This is a genomic window from Streptomyces sp. bgisy027 (assembly GCF_057710365.1).
Genome location: NZ_JBYIVZ010000072.1, coordinates 1 through 17,052, shown reverse-complemented (window position 1 = coordinate 17,052; position 17,052 = coordinate 1). Strand labels below are relative to the sequence as shown.

Annotated in this window: 18 protein-coding genes and 2 pseudogenes; 7 read left to right on the top strand and 13 right to left on the bottom strand. The window is 68.9% G+C overall.

Annotated elements, in window-relative coordinates; translation table 11 throughout:
- Positions 1-2 precede the first annotated feature (2 nt).
- Both AC3ETA_RS43230 and AC3ETA_RS43225 read right to left on the bottom strand, forming a co-directional pair.
- Positions 3-683, bottom strand: coding sequence for a DsbA family protein (locus tag AC3ETA_RS43230; protein WP_432198419.1), 681 nt, complete (start codon positions 681-683; stop codon positions 3-5).
- Between the two features lie 354 nt (positions 684-1,037).
- Positions 1,038-1,265 (bottom strand): hypothetical protein, encoded by a 228-nt coding sequence (locus AC3ETA_RS43225; RefSeq protein ID WP_432198395.1) that lies wholly within the window; start codon positions 1,263-1,265, stop codon positions 1,038-1,040.
- Between the two features lie 719 nt (positions 1,266-1,984).
- On the opposite strand from AC3ETA_RS43225, the gene AC3ETA_RS43220 reads away from it, so the two are divergent.
- Positions 1,985-2,224, top strand: a complete 240-nt coding sequence (locus AC3ETA_RS43220) for a hypothetical protein (RefSeq protein WP_432198394.1) — start codon at positions 1,985-1,987, stop codon at positions 2,222-2,224.
- Between the two features lies 1 nt (position 2,225).
- On the opposite strand, the gene AC3ETA_RS43215 is transcribed toward AC3ETA_RS43220, so the two are convergent.
- Entirely contained in the window at positions 2,226-2,366 is a 141-nt protein-coding gene (locus AC3ETA_RS43215; protein WP_432198393.1) for an ATP-binding protein, read from the bottom strand.
- Between the two features lie 141 nt (positions 2,367-2,507).
- On the opposite strand from AC3ETA_RS43215, the gene AC3ETA_RS43210 reads away from it, so the two are divergent.
- Positions 2,508-3,101: a TetR/AcrR family transcriptional regulator gene (locus AC3ETA_RS43210; protein ID WP_432198392.1), complete on the top strand. Its 594-nt coding sequence runs from the start codon at positions 2,508-2,510 to the stop codon at positions 3,099-3,101.
- 86 nt (positions 3,102-3,187) lie between these two features.
- Positions 3,188-3,877 carry a type 1 glutamine amidotransferase domain-containing protein gene (locus AC3ETA_RS43205; RefSeq protein ID WP_432198391.1) on the top strand — a complete coding sequence of 230 codons (690 nt, stop codon included), beginning with the start codon at positions 3,188-3,190 and terminating at the stop codon, positions 3,875-3,877.
- Positions 3,878-3,942: 65 nt separating this feature from the next.
- Here AC3ETA_RS43205 and AC3ETA_RS43200 read toward each other — a convergent pair whose 3' ends face one another.
- The 7 genes from AC3ETA_RS43200 to AC3ETA_RS43170 all read right to left on the bottom strand — a co-directional run bounded on the left by AC3ETA_RS43200 (position 3,943) and on the right by AC3ETA_RS43170 (position 10,843).
- A complete protein-coding gene (locus AC3ETA_RS43200; protein WP_432198390.1) occupies positions 3,943-4,131 on the bottom strand; it encodes a hypothetical protein in 189 nt (62 codons plus the stop codon).
- 29 nt (positions 4,132-4,160) lie between these two features.
- A complete protein-coding gene (locus AC3ETA_RS43195; RefSeq protein WP_488187668.1) occupies positions 4,161-5,255 on the bottom strand; it encodes a hypothetical protein in 1,095 nt (364 codons plus the stop codon).
- A gap of 242 nt (positions 5,256-5,497) precedes the next feature.
- Positions 5,498-5,665, bottom strand: coding sequence for a hypothetical protein (locus AC3ETA_RS43190; protein ID WP_432198388.1), 168 nt, complete (start codon positions 5,663-5,665; stop codon positions 5,498-5,500).
- Positions 5,666-5,969: 304 nt separating this feature from the next.
- Complete coding sequence (locus tag AC3ETA_RS43185; protein ID WP_432198387.1) at positions 5,970-7,160, bottom strand: XdhC family protein; 1,191 nt, start codon at positions 7,158-7,160, stop codon at positions 5,970-5,972.
- The gene (locus tag AC3ETA_RS43180) at positions 7,153-9,279 is read right to left on the bottom strand and encodes a xanthine dehydrogenase family protein molybdopterin-binding subunit (protein ID WP_432198386.1); all 2,127 of its coding nucleotides are present in this window, start codon (positions 9,277-9,279) and stop codon (positions 7,153-7,155) included. The genes AC3ETA_RS43185 and AC3ETA_RS43180 overlap by 8 nt, the downstream gene beginning before the upstream one ends.
- Positions 9,276-10,268: an FAD binding domain-containing protein gene (locus tag AC3ETA_RS43175; protein WP_432198385.1), complete on the bottom strand. Its 993-nt coding sequence runs from the start codon at positions 10,266-10,268 to the stop codon at positions 9,276-9,278. The genes AC3ETA_RS43180 and AC3ETA_RS43175 overlap by 4 nt, the downstream gene beginning before the upstream one ends.
- Positions 10,265-10,843: a (2Fe-2S)-binding protein gene (locus tag AC3ETA_RS43170; RefSeq protein ID WP_432198384.1), complete on the bottom strand. Its 579-nt coding sequence runs from the start codon at positions 10,841-10,843 to the stop codon at positions 10,265-10,267. The genes AC3ETA_RS43175 and AC3ETA_RS43170 overlap by 4 nt, the downstream gene beginning before the upstream one ends.
- A gap of 418 nt (positions 10,844-11,261) precedes the next feature.
- On the opposite strand from AC3ETA_RS43170, the gene AC3ETA_RS43165 reads away from it, so the two are divergent.
- Complete coding sequence (locus AC3ETA_RS43165) at positions 11,262-11,840, top strand: TetR/AcrR family transcriptional regulator (protein ID WP_432198383.1); 579 nt, start codon at positions 11,262-11,264, stop codon at positions 11,838-11,840.
- An 89-nt stretch (positions 11,841-11,929) separates the two neighbouring features.
- Positions 11,930-12,337, top strand: coding sequence for a hypothetical protein (locus AC3ETA_RS43160; RefSeq protein WP_432198382.1), 408 nt, complete (start codon positions 11,930-11,932; stop codon positions 12,335-12,337).
- Positions 12,338-12,713: 376 nt separating this feature from the next.
- Here the strand turns inward: AC3ETA_RS43160 and AC3ETA_RS43155 are convergent, their stop codons facing one another.
- Together AC3ETA_RS43155 and AC3ETA_RS43150 are read right to left on the bottom strand one after the other, a co-directional pair.
- Positions 12,714-13,388 carry a transposase family protein gene (locus tag AC3ETA_RS43155; RefSeq protein ID WP_432198381.1) on the bottom strand — a complete coding sequence of 225 codons (675 nt, stop codon included), beginning with the start codon at positions 13,386-13,388 and terminating at the stop codon, positions 12,714-12,716.
- 257 nt (positions 13,389-13,645) lie between these two features.
- On the bottom strand, positions 13,646-14,125 hold the full coding sequence (locus AC3ETA_RS43150) for a hypothetical protein (protein ID WP_432198380.1): 480 nt from the start codon (positions 14,123-14,125) through the stop codon (positions 13,646-13,648).
- Between the two features lie 731 nt (positions 14,126-14,856).
- Between AC3ETA_RS43150 and AC3ETA_RS43145 the strand changes: the two are divergent.
- Both AC3ETA_RS43145 and AC3ETA_RS43140 read left to right on the top strand, forming a co-directional pair.
- A pseudogene (locus AC3ETA_RS43145) lies at positions 14,857-15,042 on the top strand (transposase); the annotation flags it as partial.
- 1,058 nt (positions 15,043-16,100) lie between these two features.
- A complete protein-coding gene (locus AC3ETA_RS43140; RefSeq protein WP_432198379.1) occupies positions 16,101-16,469 on the top strand; it encodes a transposase in 369 nt (122 codons plus the stop codon).
- Between the two features lie 234 nt (positions 16,470-16,703).
- On the opposite strand, the pseudogene AC3ETA_RS43135 reads toward AC3ETA_RS43140, so the two are convergent.
- Positions 16,704-17,052: pseudogene (locus AC3ETA_RS43135) on the bottom strand (MerR family transcriptional regulator); the annotation flags it as partial.

Genomic DNA, 17,052 nt, shown 5'->3' with positions numbered 1-17,052 from the left:
GTTCAGAACGTGGTGTTCTCCCACTCTCCGGGCCTGTCGTAGATCTCCTGCAGCAGTTGGGCGAAGGTGTCACTCTCCATGAGCAGGGCACCGTATTCCAGCGGGATCCGCTTGTCGTTGATCACCGCGGTGGGCGTACCGGGGCCCTCGGGTTCCTTGGCTCCCCCGGCCTTCTCGTAAGCCTTCTCGGAGGCGGTGACGAAGGCGCGGTATTTCATGGATCTCACGGCCGTGTCGAACCTCGGGCTCCGCAGACCCTTGACCTGACCGGCCAGTTCCGGCAGGTAGGCGTCGGTGTAGCCGTCGACGCTCTCCTCGGGCTGGTTGGCGTAGAGCACCTCGTGGTACTCCACGAACTTGCCTTCCTCCAGCGCGGCGCGTAGTGCGTTGACCGCCTTCTTCGATCCGCTGCCGCCGACCCGGTCGTCCAGGAAAGAGGCGAGGGTGTACTCGGCCATAGCCCACCGGTCGAGCAGCGCCTCCCGCAGTTGCGGGCCGCCGCCCGTGGTCTCGAACTCCTCGCAGTACGGACAACGGGGATCCTCATACAGGTGCACCTTCACTGGCGCATCGGGATCACCGACTGTGATTGTCGTGCCGTCCGCACCAAGCCTTTCCGGCAACTTCTCAGCGCTCGCGAAGTCAGGCTCGTGCTCAGCCGCTCGCTGCCCGCACCCCGACATCACCATCACCATCACCACAGCCGCGCACAACACAACCCATCGACCCCCACGCACCATGCGTCATCCCTCCCCAGAGAACAGCGCGACACTAGATCATCAGTACGAGAAACGCGCCGGCAATAGCTCGTGCCCAGGCCCGCCAAGGCGCTCCGTCAGCCCCGGCCTTCTGGACGGCGCCACCTACCCCGCTGCCGTCACCCCGCGCCACGGTGACGTTTGCCGCGGTCGTCACCCTGCCGCGACCGTGACGGGCGCGCTGGCCGCCCTCCTCACGTGAACCAGCCCTGCGGCAACAGCCCGCTGGTGAACGGGGAAATCAGGCAGTCTCAGGTGGGAACCACACCCGGCCGCGCGTCAGCGCGGATCCGGCCAGTTCTCAATCAGTGGACCAGACGCGCAGTTGCGCTGCGACTGCCTGCACGCTGGCGCCTTTGTGCTTGGCGCGAGTGACGAGCGCGAGGCGTCCTCCGGCTCGTAGTCCAGGACCACGCCGTTGGTGTTGAGGAAGGTCTCGGCGACCGGCCAGGCGAAGAACTCGTTCTTCGCTTCCAGCGGCTCGTGCAGCGCGATGGTCTCCAGCATGGCCACCGCCTCAGCCAGTCGCTCGCGTACACGTCACGGCCCATGTAGTGGGCCTGAGCTTCGCCGAACTAGCGAGGACTTGGCCTTCCACCTGATCAGCTCCGGTGCCAGCCGAAGCAGTGCGATCATGAAGGTCCAGAACTGCCAGTTCGGCGGTTCTTCTTCGAGTACGAATTCACCTCCTTCCGTCCAGCTTGAGCCAGAAGGTCAGTGGTGCCCGAAGATCCGTCAGTGGGAGACTCTATGGCGCCGCGCCTGCCCTGGCTGCCGCTCCCCATCCAAAGTGCCTCCCGTCTTGGGCTACTTGTTCACTTTCCGGCTCCGCGCACATGCCCTTGCAGGCCACGGCCGCCGAAAGGGCTCGCCGCCACCCGGATCGGAGGGAGTGGCCTGTCAGGCACGGGCATTGCCCTTGGCCGCAGGCACCGTCGCGTCGGCCCGTGGCCAGAACGCAGGCCCTGGCACAGCGGACCTCACGGTCGCCCCGCCGGAGTGGAACGTGTTCGCCGCAGCCCTCTCCGCTGCTCCGCAAATCCGCTCGTTGGCGGGTGTCGCCGGTTTGGAGAACAACAGTCGCACAGGCCATCCACGGCGTGCGCCGCCGGATTCGGCGGCGCAGGGAGTCCGCCGCGGGCCCACCTGCACGCGCGTGTTCGCCATGGCGGCTGGGGTCCGTGCGGTTGGGTCGAGCAGTTCGGTCTGCCCGGCATCATGGGCACATGGAAGACGATGCCCCGACCGTGTCGGTGCGCTTGTCGCGTGCGGACGCCGTCGTGTTGTTCGACTGGCTGATGACCACGGATCTTGACTCGGTGCCAGTCGCCCATCCTGCCCAGAAGCAGGCACTGGCCGATCTGCTGTCACGGCTGGAGTGGGCCGCGGACGCCGATGTGGCCGGGGCGACCGACGAGGACATCGCGGCGGCTCGGAGCGAAGTCGCCCGGGACATGGGCTGGTAGTTCAGCCGTGCTGAGCGCGGTTCCCCTTGGCCAGCAACTCGCGTCGCTGACGGTTCCGGTAGGAGTCTCCGGTGAGGGTGAGAACCGCGGCGTGGTGGACCGGACGGTCGATCATCGCGGCCGGGCGACGCGCTGCTGGCACGCTGGGGGGCGTGGCGCAGCGCGGGCAGGCCAGACGTCGTCGGAGAAGGTCTCTCCCCAGCATCCCAAGGGCAGGTTCGAGGTGGCCGGGTGCACGCCACCTCACTAGACGACTGGTCTACTCGGCTGTTAAGGTTCACGCATGCCGGTCACCACGCGCCACACAGACACCCGTCGGGTCATCCTCGGCACGGCTCAGCGGATCATGGCTCACAAGGGCTACTCCGCCGTCGGCATCAACGAGGTGCTCGCGGAAGCCGGTGTGCCGAAGGGGTCCTTCTACCACTACTTCGCCTCGAAGGACGCTTTCGGTGAAGCGATCCTGAAGAGCTACTTCGCGGACTATCTCGCGGACATGGACGGCATTCTCGCCCGGTCCGGCCAGTCGGAGGCCGAGCGGCTGATGGCTTACTGGCAGCAATGGCGCCAGACGCAGAGTGTCGAGGAGTGCCAGGGCAAGTGCCTGGCTGTGAAACTCGGCGCCGAGGTCGCCGACCTGTCGGAGCCGATGCGCCTGGCCCTGAAGGAGGGCACGAGCGCCGTCGTCGACCGCATCGAGCGCGCCATCGCCCGCGGCGTGGAGGAGGGGTCTCTCTCGGTCGACGGCGATCCCCGCGACGTCGCTCAGGCCCTGTACGACATGTGGCTCGGAGCGAGCGTCATGTGCAAGATCCATCGCAGCCTGGCGCCGCTCGACACCGCCACGGCGGTAACCCGCAGGCTGCTGCACCTGTAGAAGACCCGGTTCCCATGGCCACCCCGGTCATGGGGCTCTCTTCACCCCGAATTAGTAGACTGGTCTAATTTATCAAGGAGTGTGCCATGAAGGTTCTGATCGTTCTCACCTCGCACGACGAGCTCGGCGATACCGGCCGTAAGACCGGGTTCTGGCTGGAGGAACTGGCGGCGCCGTACTACCGCTTCAAGGAGGCCGGCGCGCAGATCGTGCTCGCCTCACCCAAGGGCGGGCAGCCGCCGCTGGACCCCAAGAGCAACGAGCCCGGCTTCCAGACCGACGACACCCGACGCTTCGAGGCCGACCCGCAGGCGACCGAGGCACTGGCCGGCACGGTGCGCCTCGACTCGCTCTCGGCCGACGACTACGACGCGGTCTTCTACCCCGGCGGCCACGGCCCGCTCTGGGACCTGGCCGAGGACACCGTCTCGGCCCGGCTGATCGAGTCGGCCCTGCGCTCGGGCAGGCCGGTGGCACTGGTGTGCCACGCACCCGGCGTACTGCGGCACACCCTCAGCGAGGACGGCACCCCGCTGGTCGCGGGCAGGAAGGTCACCGGTTTCGCCAACTCCGAGGAGGAGGCCGTCCAGCTGACCGAGGTTGTCCCCTTCCTGGTCGAGGACGAGCTCGTCAAGCTGGGCGGCGTCTACTCCAAGACCGGCGACTGGCAGCCTTATGTCGTGCAGGACGGTCTGCTGATCACCGGGCAGAACCCGGCCTCCTCGGCTCCCGCAGCCGACGCCCTGATCGAGCTGGTGGCCAAGGGCGGCGTGTGAGCGCGTGACCGACCGGGCTGAGCCGGCTGCTTGTGCCGGCTCAGCCCGGTCGGCATCCGTGGCAATCAGCCGCTCTTGCGTGTCGTCCACGGCGTTTGAGGGACACGGTGGGCCGTCATCTGCGCCACCACCTTGTCGTGCAGCTCGCGCAGCGGCTCCAGCTCGGCCGGCAGCGGCAGTGTCACCGCGGTGCAGTCCTTACGGCGGGTCAGGGTGGCGGCCAGTTCACCGTTGGGCTCCTCCCAGAGACGCACGCCCCAACACCGTGATCGTGGTGGACTGCTCAGATGGCCCGGTGTCCGCTTGGACTGCTCAGATGGCCCGCGTGTCCGCGTCCCCGCGGGACTTCGGCAACGTCAGATCCTTCTTGTTGCGCGATGCAGGAGCCGTCGGTGCGGGCACGGCAGACTGTGTGCGCTCTGCGCGCTTTGTCCAGCGGTCGATCTCCTGGCGCTGGGACGCGGTGACGCGTGTGCCGGCCTTGGCCGCGGCCACGACGAGCAACTGCGCCTGACTGTGCAGCGTCGCCTTGGACATGCGGCGCCGTGGACGGTGTCGCAGGTGAGAGACTCAGTCCTCGCTCATGGCGTCGAGCGCCGTGTTCCCTGAGCACCCTGCGCACCGTCTCGAAAGCGGCCCGCGCGGTCAGGTCCGCCATCTCCTCTTCTGCTCGTTCGGCGGCCCGCTCTGCGTCTGCGGTCGCCTGTGCGCGGGCCTGCTCGGCCACGAAGTCGGCGGCGGCGCCCGCGATACGTTCCTCGGCCTCGGTCCGGTCGTGCGCGGCGGTCGCATTGGCGCGGGTCAGCAGCTCGCGGGCCTGCCGGGAGTTGCGGGCCGTGACGGCTTCATCCAGGCGCGCGAACAGCTCGCGCCGGACGCCGGCCTGGTCCTGCAGCCACTGGTGCGCGTCCCGCACGACGTCATTGAGGTCGGTCCGTGTCGCCGAGATGGCTCCGGTCAAGTCGGCAATCTCGCGGCACACGCGGTTCACCACGACAACCGACTCAACGTTGCGAGCGCTGGCCAGCCGGCGCAGCAGCACCTGCGCGCGGGCCTCAACGTCCGGTCCCTTCCTGGTCTTCGCCGCGGGCCATCTCGCAGGCGGGGCCATGGTGCGGGCTTTGACGAAGCGTTCCACCGCGGGCGTCGTCAGGCCCCGTTCGGTCATCACGCATTCGTCCAGACCGAACCACTCGGTGCGACGCGCGAAGGCCTCGGTGCCGATGCGGACACGGCGCGCGGTTCCCTCGCTGTCCAGGCGGATCCGGTGCACGTACCGGCGGCGGATGAGCGTGTCCCGGTCGGCCTGGACCATCGTGCCGAGTACTGGCTCCATGCCGTTGTCCCACGCCGGGGCCACCGTCTGGTCCAGGTGCACCCGCAGGGCACCGTGCCGCCATCGGACGTCGACGACGGAGCCGAGCGGCGCCCCGTCAGGGCGGCCGTACTCGAAGCTGGCCTGTTCCCCGTGACCGGCGAGCCAGGCTGCGGCCGCCGACTTCACGTACAAGTGGTCGGCGCCGGCAACGCCACGGGATCGCCGGTTGCACACGTGCCGGTGCCCCTCAGGGCCCGGGTGGTGGGCGAAGTGACAGACCCGGTCGGTGTACAGCTTCGTGGTCAGCTGGAGGCCGCAGCCTCCGAGCAGCAGCCCGCAACAGACGTGTCGTCCTCGTGGCGGTGGCGGAAGGGGGCCGGCTCGATCGCCTCCAGCGGCAGCATCAGCGGCTCCTCCGAGTCCGCACCGCCCAGAACCGCTGTCTGAATCTGCCGCCTGTCATCACGCACGAAGCCCCCGCCTCTCGTCGCAACTCATCGTGCCACCAGCCCTGTTCGTCCTCCGGAGAGCCCGCCCGGCAGTGCCTGACGGCCTAATACGTCGTTCCTGACCGGTGGGCGGCTGCGGCTGCGGCCGCGTACCGCCACCTCACAGGCTGTGCAGTGACCGGACGCTCACGTGGCGTTCCATCCAGGAGGGGCCGGAATCGTGGTGCCCGCCGGGGCGTACCCGCTGGGGCAGGAGCTCGCCGTCTCCGAGGGGCCGGCGGACGTGGCGGCCGGCGGACGTGGCGGCCGGCGATCACGACCGACGTTAGGAAGCGATGTCCGTGATCCCCGGCGACGGTTCCCGCTCGCCGGGTGAGCTGCGGCGGGCGGGAGCCGGAGCCGTTGTCCTGTGGTGGATCGGCGTTCGCGTACCGGTCAGCGGGACGCCCGTCCCGCCTCTGCGGGTCGCGACGATCTCCGCAGCGATCGACAAGGCTGTCTCTTCGGGGGTACGGCCTCCGAGGTCGAGCCCGATGGGGGACCTCAGCCGCGCCAACTCCTGTACGCTCAGGCCCACTTCACGCAACCGGCGGTCCCGGTCGATGTGGGTACGGCGCGAGCCCATCGCGCCCACGAAGGCGACCGGCAGCCGCAGCGCGACCTCCAGCAAGGGGACGTCGAACTTGGCATCGTGAGTGAGGACACACAGTACGGTCCGTGCGTCGGTCCGGGTGCCCCGCAGGTAGCGGTGCGGCCAGTCCACGACGACCTCGTCCGCTTCGGGGAAGCGTGCCGGTGTGGTGAACACCGGCCGGGCGTCGCACACGGTGACGTGATAGCCCAGGAACTTGCCGACCCGCACCAGCGCCGCGGCGAAGTCGACCGCACCGAAGACGATCATCCGCGGCGGTGGCGTGCTGGACTCCACGAGCAGGGTGAGCCCGTCGGGACAGTGCGAGCCGTCCGGCGACAGCTCCACCGTGCCCGTACGTCCGGCGTCAAGCGCGGCCAGGGCCTGTGCCGCGGCCGTGCGGTCGAGGTCCTCGTGGATCCCGAGGCCGCCTTCCGTGGAGCCGTCGCCATGGACGAGCAGCGTGGCCCCCAGGTGCGGCGCCGGGCCCTCGATGACTCGGGCCATGGCCACCGGCTTGCCCTGGGCCACCACGTCCAGGGCGGAGCACAGCAGCGCCCTGACGGGCGTGTCCGCGAGCACGGGCGTGACCATCACATCCAGGACACCGCCGCAGGTCAGACCTACGGCAAAGGCCTCCTCGTCGCTGTAGCCGAAGCGCTCCAGCACGCTCTGCCCGGTCTCCAGGGCCTGGGCGCACAGGTCGTATACCGCGCCCTCGACGCACCCACCGGACACCGAGCCGATGACCGTGCCGGCCCTGTCCACCGCGAGGGTCGCACCGGGGCCCCGTGGGGCGCTGCCGCCGACGGACACGACGGTGGCGACGGCGACGTCACGTCCCTCGGCCAGCCAGCCCTTCAGCTCCGGAAGCAGGTCAAGCATCGCTGCCCGCCGTCAGGACGCGGTCCGGGCGGATGGGCAGGCTGCGGTGTCGTACGCCGGTGGCGTGCCAGACGGCGTTGGCGATGGCAGCCGCGGCGCCGACGATGCCGACCTCGCCGATGCCCTTGATGTCGACCGGGTCGTCGGGGTCGGTGTCGTCCACCCAGTCCGCCTCGATGCGCGGGACGTCGGCGTGGGTGGCCACGTGATAGCCGGCCAGGTCGGCGCCGACGGGCCCGCCGAAGGCCGGGTCGCGCACGGCCTCCTCGTGCAGTGCCATGGAGATGCCCCAGATCATGCCGCCGGTGAACTGGCCGCGTGCGGTCAGCGGGTTCACGATGCGGCCGGCGGCGAAGATGCCGAGCATGCGCCGTACGCGTACCTCGCCCGTGGCCGGGTCCACGGCCACCTCGGCGAACTGGGCGCCGTAGGAGTGCCGTTCCATGTTCGCGAGTGCGGCGATCTGCGCGGTGGTGTCCGAGCCCGCGGTGATCCCTTCGGCGGGGATGACCATGCCGGGGACGAGTCGTTCCCTCAGCTCGCGGGCGGCCGCGATGATGGCCATGGACCAGGAGCGAGTGCCCATCGAACCGCCCGCGATCATCGCGAAGCCGAACTCGCTGTCCCCGATCCGCACGGTCACCCGCTCCGGTGCGACGTCGAGGGCGTCGGCTGCGACGAGGGTGAGCGCGGTGCGCGCGCCGGTGCCGATGTCGGCCGCCGATATCCGCACGGTGAAGCGGCCGTCGGCCTCGGCGGTGACGGCGGCGGTCGAGGGGGCGGCGCCGGCGGGGAAGGACGCGGCGGCGGTGCCGGTGCCCAGCAGCCATCGGCCCTCGCGCCGGACACCCGGCCGGGGGTCGCGCTCGGTCCAACCGAAACGGCGAGCGCCTTCCTGGAAGCAGGCGCGCAGGTTGCGGTTGGCGAAGGGCAGGCCGGAGACGGGGCCCTTGTCCGGTTCGTTGCGCAGGCGCAGTTCAATCGGGTCGATCCCGCACTTCTCGGCGAGTTCGTCGAGCGCGGACTCCAGCGCGAAAGCCCCCGGAGCCTCGCCCGGAGCGCGCATGAAGGTGGGGCTGGGCACGTCGAGGCGTACGACGCGGTTCTCGGTGTGGTGGGCGTCGGCGTCGTACATCACCCGCGCCACGCCGGCACTCGGCTCGACGAACTCGTACACGGTGGCGGTGCGGCTCACCGAGCGGTGGTCAAGGGCACGCAGCCGCCCGTCGGCGTCGGCGCCGAGCCTGACTCGTTGGACGGTGGGGCTGCGGTGCCCGGCCAGCGCGAACATCTGGGGCCGGGTCAGCGCGACGCGCACCGGACGCTGGAGGATCGTCGCGGCCATCACGGCCGCCACCTGGTGGGCGCGTACGCCCTTGCTGCCGAAGCCACCGCCGACGTGCTCCGAACGCACCCGCACCGACGCGGGATCCAGTGAGAACAGGTTCGCCAGCTCGCCGACGACCCAAGTAGCGCCCTGGTTGGAGTCGACCACCTCCAGCCGGCCGTCGTCCCAGCGGGCGGTCGCCGCATGGGGCTCCATGGGGTGGTGGTGTTCCTCCGGAGTGGTGTACTCCTCGTCCACGACGGCGGCCGAGGCGGCCAGTTCGGCTTCCAGGTCGCCCTTGTCCGTCACCCCGGGCATGTGTCCGTCCACGGGATAGGAGTCCGGGTGCTCGCCGGTGAACTCGATGTCGTGCGGCAGCGGTTCGTACTCGACGACCAGTGCCTCGGCCGCCTCGCGCGCCTGCTCGGGCGTCTCCGCGACGACCAGGGCCACCGGCCAGCCCAGGTGGGGCACGGTGTCGTTCTGGAAGACGGCGCAGGTGGGGTCGGGCCTGATGCCCAGCATGCCGACGTAGTCGGTCTGAAGGCGCGGGGCGCTGCGGTGGTCCAGGACGGCGACGACACCGGGCATCTCCAGGACGGCGGCGCTGGCGATGCCGCGGATGCGGCCCCGCGCGACGGTGGACAACACCAGCCATCCGTAGGCGAGTTCGGTGAAGGGGATGTCGCCCGCGTAGCGTGCCGCGCCGGTGACCTTGTCCCGGCCCTCCACCCGGACGTGACCGGTGCCGACGGCGCGCCGCACGGCGGTTGCTTGCGCGGTGGTGGTCATCGTGCGGCCTCCTCGGCGAGCTCGCTCAGCACGGCCACGGTCAGGTTGCGCATCAGGGTCACCTTGTATCCGTTGTGCGGCAGCGGGCGGGCCGCGGCGAGTTCGGCTTCGGCGGCGGCCGCGTACGTCTCGGCCGTGGCGGGCGCCCCGATGAGGGCCCGCTCCGCGGTGCGGGCGCGCCATGGCCGGGAGGCGACCGCGCCGAACGCCAGGCGTGCGTCGTGCACGACCCCGTCGCGGACGTCGAGTGCGGCGGCGACGGAGCCGATGGCGAAGGCGTAGGAGGCGCGTTCGCGCACCTTCCGGTACCGGGAGCGGGCCGCGACCGGCACCCGGGGCAGTGTGACGCCGGTGATCAGCGCACCCGCCGGCAGGGCCGTCTCGCGGTGCGGGGTGCCGGCGACGGGAAGATACAGCTGCTCGATCGGCAACTCCGCCTGTCCGTCAGCGGTTTCGTAGTGCAGGACGGCGTCCAGGGCGGTCAGGGCAACGGCCATGTCCGAGGGGTGTACGGCCACACAGGTCTCGGACGCGCCGAGGATGGCGTGATTGTGATGCTCGCCGGTGACGGCGGGGCAGCCGCTGCCGGGTTCGCGCTTGTTGCACGGCTTGGTCGTGTCGGAGAAGTAGGCGCAGCGGGTGCGCTGGAGAAGGTTGCCACCGACGGTGGCCATGTTGCGCAGTTGGCCGGAGGCGCCGGCGAGCACCGCCTGGGCCAGCATCGGATAGCGGCCGCGTACTTCGGGATGGGCGGCGAGGTCGCTGTTGGTGGCCGTCGCGCCGACGCGCAGTCCGCCGTCCGGAGCCGGCTCGATGCGGTCCAGGGGCAGTTCCCGTACGTCGACGAGGCGGGCGGGGCGTTCCACGCCGCTCTTCATCAGGTCGACCAGGTTGGTGCCGCCGGCGAGGTAGCGCGCGTCCGGATCGGCTTCGAGGAGGGCGACGGCACCCGCCACGTCGGAGGCCCTGCGGTAGTCGAACTCCTTCATGCGGCGGCCTCCCTGGACTGCGTCCGCAGGTCTGGGGCTGGCGAGGCGTCGGCCTCGGCGGCACGCGCGACGGCCTCGACGATCGATGTGTAGGCGCTGCAGCGACACAGGTTGCCGCTCATCCGCTCACGGATCTCGTCCGCGGTCAGCGGCGGCGGCCCGGCCGCCGGACGTACGTCGTCGGAGGCGGCGCTCGGCCATCCGACGGCGTGCTCCCCGAGCATGCCGATCGCCGAGCAGATCTGTCCGGGGGTGCAGTAACCGCACTGGTATCCGTCGAGTTCGAGGAACGCCTGCTGCACCGGATGCAGGTGGTCGCCGTCCGCGACGCCTTCGATGGTGGTGATCTCACGTCCTTCGGCCGCGACCGCGAATTGCAGACAGGCGACCGTCCTGCGGCCGTCGACGAGAACGGTGCAGGCACCGCACTGCCCCTGGTCGCAGCCCTTCTTGGTGCCGGTCAGATCGAGGCGCTCGCGCAGCGCGTCGAGCAGGGTGGTGCGGTGGTCGACGGATAGCGTGTGCTTCTCGCCGTTGATGTGCAGAGTGATGACGCTGGACGTCGTTAAGGCCATGAACAACTTCCTTCAGACTTGCGGCACTTGATGCCGCGGCTCTCCGGCCTGGCGTCTGGCGCGTGTGGACGCTGGAGACGCCGTCCCGGCCGGCTGGGGCGCGCGTCGCCGTGACGGTGTTCCGGTGGTGCGCGAGATGCCGGCGATCGGGGGCGCTTGGCGTTGGAGGGGGGCGTGACGGTGGTGCGCTTGTGCTTGTGGGGGGGCTTGGAGTGGATGAGGTACACGGCGGAAGATGAACAGCGCTGAACAGCGTTGAACGGCTGCAGAGGACTGACGTGTCTGTCGCGTCCGGAGCTAGAGTGGACCTCAACCGGACATCTGTCCGCTACCCGCAAAACGTAACGGACAGCTGTCCGCTTGGCAAGGGTGCGCTTGGGAGAGCGTGCGCTCCTGCCACGTGCCTCAAGGAGTGACGGTGCAGCACAAAAAAGACGCCCCTCTGCGCTCGGACGCGCAACGCAACCGTGAAAACATCCTGAGCGTCGCCCTGACCGAACTGACGCGGTGCCCGGACGCGCCCCTCAGCGCCATCGCCAAGAAGGCGGGGGTCGGGCAGGGCACGTTCTACCGCAATTTCCCCAACCGCGAAGCTCTTGTCCTGGAGATCTACCGCCACGAGATGCAGCAGGTCGCCGACAGCGCGACGCAACTGCTCCACGAGCTGCCGCCGCACCAGGCCCTGCGCACCTGGATGGACCGACTGGCCGAGTTCGCCATGACCAAGGCGGGCCTGGCCGACGCGATCCGCCTCGCCACCAGTACGCCAGGAGGGCCGGCGAAACCCTCCCCCACCCCCGTCGCCGAGGCCGCCGAACTCCTGCTCCGCACAGCCGAGGAGACAGGCACCATCCGCCCGGGGGTCACGGCCGACGACTTCCTCCTCGCCATCGCCGGTCTGTGGCAGATGACCCCGACGGAGGACTGGCGCCCGCGCGCGGCACGGCTTCTCGACCTGGTCATGGACGGGTTGCGGGCGGGTGCGGCGCGGGCGTGATCAGCATCGTGTGACCGCGCGCGACCGACGGTCGCCTCCTCGTGGGGTAACGCGTTTCCGGCCCCGCGGCAGGTGCCGGTCTTGTGGCCGTGAGCCATCTCCTTCAACCGCATGCGCACGCGTCCGGACACCAGATCATCCGGGCCGCGGACGTGGTCGCCGACACTGCCATCGACCTCGTGGGCGCAATCAGCCGGGCGGTCCTGGACAACCGCATGCCCGCCCGCCGACTGCGCGTCAGCCCCCACGCCGTGAAGCGGCCACTGTCCCGCTACCCCTACAAAAGCCTGCACGTCGACCGACGCACCTACAAGGCCACCATCAGCATCGACATCCTGTTGACTGGCCCGCTCAGCCCACAACTTCACAGCCTTGCCCAAAAGCCGCGCGGCAAAGGAGGAAAACGATCATGGACCACAGGCACATCGAGCAGGAACTGGCCGACGCACACGAGCTGCGTGCCTCGTCGTCGCCTGCCGAGTCCGGCCAGGAGGTAGCGGGCCCGTCATCAGCCGAATCTCGGGCCCGGCATCCGACCCACCGCCGGCTCCGGCTGGGCTCCCGCCGACCCTCGACGTCTGGCTCGCCGACGTCCACCCCCGGGCCTGGACCCCCGGATCTGCTGGCGGCGTTCGCGAGTGCGGGCTACCGCCCGAGCGCGATCGACGACTGCCGGCTCTCCACGAACGCATCGAACGTGGCGAAAGCCCGCGAGCCCTTGCCGGGCTTGTGGTGCACCGGCTTGAGCTCCGTCGTGAAAGGAGCCGGCACGATCGCGGCGGGAGACACCCCGCACCTCGGGGTGTTCGCGCAGCCAGGCCGCGAAGGTGCGCGCAGTGCGGGCCACGAGGACGTCGACAAGGCGGCGGTTGTTCATGTCGACGAGAATCGTCGCGTAGCTACGACCCCGGCGTCGGCGAGCTCGTCCACGCCCAAACACGGGACAGGCTCCGCCGCCGGAACGGCCAGTGCGCGAAGTAGTCGGAGAAGGGTGTCCTTGCCGGTGGTGAGGGCCAGGAGTCCGCGCAGACTGACTCCGGCACGTCCTCCCAGCAACAGCGCGGTATACGTGAGCTGCGCGGTGAGGGCATTGGTGCGGCGTGCGTGTCGATGTGTCAGGTCCGGTATCTGCTCGGCGAACGTCCGGCACCCACAACTGTCGTTGCCGCACACGAGACGACGTGCCCGCAGATCGAGTCGCATCTGTCGGCCAGCGACGGGACGGTCCGCCAGAGACCGCTGGTAGTAGCAGTGCACACGCGAGGATCTCCATCTGCATCCCGGACAGGCGGCCGACCCTGCCGAGGAGCGCACCGCGAGCCGGACCTCGGTGTCCCCGAAAACCACTCCTTCTACGGCCACCCCAACCCTCGGAAGAAGAAGGCCGGCGACGCGAGCCGCATCCCCCACGCACAGGTGATGCCTCCTGCGCGTGATCGTCACGCGCCCCCAAATCAGCGACAGAGCCCGGAAGTGATCCAGAACCACATTTCGGCCGTCGCCGACAGTCGCGGAACGGCCGAGCCGTGCGAACGAGTAGGGCCGCATGAGTCAGACTGGATCACCGTGCTGGTCGGATGAGCCAGGCGTCCAGCGGCAGCCGCGGCGCTGCGCCGCGGCAGAATCACCGAAAGCGTCTTCAACTCCTCACCAGCGACAGAGTACGAGTCGTGGCGGGCAAGCTTGACCACAGAGGCTAGCAGGGTCGAGGCCAGGGCCAGACTGAGTACAGTTCGGAGAACACGCCGAGCGGAAGCCCACAGCATGGGCTTCCGCGATGGCGCTGCCTTTGGTCGGTGTAGGAGTCAGTGCCGCTTGTCGATTGCCCGGAAGCTGCCGACAAGCGCGAACGGCACCGTGGCCCCGTCGAGTACTACTGTTCCAGGGATTGCGCTGCTGGAGTCGCGGGGCCCAATCTTCTCAATCGCGGCGCCGTTGTCGCAGGTAATCCCGTTGAAGAATTCAACGGTCTTGCCAGTCTCGTTTCGGACGTTGAAACTGGTCGCGGGACTACTGATCACTGCGATGCAGTCACCTGCCTCGGCCGAATACGTTCGCTCGTTGACGTAGATCCGCCCCCGGTCGCCGGTCCCGTAGTTGTAGCTCGTCTGGCCGTCACCTCCTGCCTCGCCGTCCCTTCCCTGGGGCACGGAGGCATCGGCCTCCTGCACCGATGGGGCGACTTTAGGTGCCGAACTTGAAGCCGAGGCATAATTCACACTGGTCGCAGCAGCGACGGTGACGCCTACCGCCAAGGCGATCGAGACAACGGTCCGCGTACGCATTCCGCTTCCCTTTCTCACGGGCATTTTGGTCTCCATCTCTCAGTGATGCCAGTCGACCCGACCGACTATGGATGAAGCTACTCATGCCTACTTCTGTCGCCACCCAAGAGATGCTCGAGGGGCATCAGAAGGGGGCTGATCGGGCGTTCAGACTCCCGAGATCACATATATGACGGACCATCAAAAAATAGCGGATTAGCCAGACTTGGCCATAGGGTTGAGCCATTCGAGGGACTGTCTGACACTCCGTCACACTCATGGCGGCGTGTCGTGCATTGACAATGCTCCACGCAACAGTCACGGGGCCATCGGGTGTCTGGATACATCCCACTCAAACGCCTGACGACTTGAACTCTAGCGGGAATGCACGCTGCTCCCTGACAGGCTTGACGGACACCGTGACAGGAGAAGCAGGTCGCGGGCGATCCATGTCTCGTCCGCTGCAGCGGTTCGGTGCAGCGCTGAAGAGCTAACCCGGCCCGCACTCCAGGCACGCCTCGCCGGCCTGGAGGACAGGGCGCGCATGAGGGAAGCCTAACTTGACTCTGTCGGGGATCTTGGAGTTTCCCGGCGCGGCGGCGTGATCAGCGGGCATGCTCGGACTGTTCCGAAGACCGATGTAGTTGCCGAGGTACTCGTTGTCCCTGCGCCCCCGTCCCGGTGAGCAAGTCCCGCCTTTGACTGCGCAAATCACGCGGGCGAGCAACCCGGGCGGTACGACGGCGATATGGGTGCGTGACCGCCATGATGGGCTGTGGTGCGACGAGGACTTCGCCGACTGGTACCCACGCGACGGTCGTCCGAGCCTCTCACCTGCGCAATTGGCCACGGTCTGCGTGCTGCAGTTCCTGCTCAGCCTCTCGGATCGGCAGGCTGCCGAGGCGGTGCGCTGCCGCATCGACTTCAAATACGCCCTCGCGCTGGAGCTCGATGACCCCGGTTTCCACCACAGCGTGCTCTCCGATTTTCGCGAGCGTCTCGCTGAGGGCGACCGTGCCGACCAGCTTTTGGACCTCGCGCTGGTCCGGCTCAAGGACGCCGGGCTCGTGCGTGAACGCACGACGCAGCGCACCGACTCCACTCACGTCCTGGCCGCGGTGCGTGACCTGACCCGCCTGGAGCTGGTCACCGAGGCGGTCCGCTCCGCTCTCGAAGAGGTCGCCGGCATCTCCCCGCACCTGCTGGACGAGCTGGTCGATGAGGACTGGGGGCTCCGCTACGGCCGGCCGGTCCGCCTGGGCAAGAACCCCACCAAGCCCATGACCAGGATCCTTGCCACCGGAAGGGACGCCGTTCGGCTCCTGGAGCACCTCCACCGGCGCGGAGCGAGCCTCATGCCCGGTCCTCGTGTCCAGGTTCTGCGGCAGATCATGGTGCAGAACTACCACCGTGATGCCGCTGGACACCTGCGCTGGCGCACCGCCGAGAAGGAGGGCGGGGCAGGACTGCCGCCGTCGTCGAGGGCGATCGTCTCGCCCTACGGCACCTCGGCCCGCGACGCACGACACGGGCACATCATCAGCTGGAAGGGGTTCGCCGCTCACCTGACCGAGACCTGCGCTCCCGAGGGCCCCAACGTGATCACGGATGTCGCCACCACAGCGGCCACCACCCACGACAGCCAGCCCGTGCCCGGCATCCACACCCGCCTGTCCCATCGCGGACTGCTGCCCACCGAGCACCTCGTCGACGCCGGCTACACCTCCCTGCCCCACCTGGAACACGCCTCCCGTGAACACCAGGTCACCGTCTCCGGGCCGCTGAAGAGCAACCCCACCCACCAGCACCGCCGAGGCGAGGGCTTCGCCCGGGACGACTTCCACATCGACTTCGATCGTCAGCAGGTCACCTGTCCCCAGGGCCAGGTCAGCCAGGGCTGGCACGGCCCCTACCCGACCTCCTCGCCCACCGCGGCCCCGCTGATCGTGGCCCGGTTCGCCAAGAGCCAGTGCCAGCCCTGCCCGGCTCGCGCTCAATGCACCACCTCCCGCGAAAGCCACCGCATCGTGGGCTTTCCCCCACGAGAGCCCGCGACCTGCAACTCCGCGTCCGCACCGAGCAACAGACGCCAGAGTGGAAGGCCCGCTACGCGGTCCGCTCCGGGGTGGAGGGCACAGTCAACGAGTTCGCGCACGGACACGGCATGCGACGCTGCCGTTACCGAGGACAGGGAAAGGCCCACGTCCAGCACGTCCTGACCGCCATCGCCGTCAACATCGAGCGCCTCAGTGGACTGCCACCAGCCGTGGAAGCATCCACGCCCCGCCAGCCGACTGCCTTCCAGAACTACCTCGACCAACGCGAGATTCCTCGACTGAAGTCCTGGCGCACCCTGAGTAGTTGACCTCGACGGCTACAAGATCCCCGACAGAGTCAAAGCCAGCGCAGCCCTGCACAAGCATCAGCACTCGGCATGACGACGTAGGCCGTCACGGAACTGCGGTCAGAGCCTTGAAAACGGCCAGGGATGCTCCTCGCATCACTCGCTCTGGTGTTCAACGAAGTGGGGAGTTTCGAGAAGCGTGGCCCGGGGGGCGGTAGCCCGTCCGGGATCCTCACGGACGGGCCACACCAGTGATCAGCTGCCTGCGGAGAGGTCCCGGGCAAGGAGCCTTGCCGTGAGCTCCATGCACCGCGTCCGGGCCGCAGAGAAGCCATAGGGCATTTTGGTCACCGCTTCGAAGGCACTCATCTGGGCGTCCTCCTCGCCGCTCGCCTCGGCGTCGTAGATCTCGAAGAGCTTCTCCTCGGCCACGTCCAGCCCAACCGCTTCAATGGCCTGGAGCAGGGCCTTGTGGTGGGCACAGTGCTGAGTGGCAAGTTCCTCGACCTGCGGATCGTGGGGATCGACGGTGTCATCGAGGGCGGCGTCAGCCGCGTCGAGGCGGTCTGCCTCGGCCCGTAGGCCGGGATGAGTCGCCAGGACG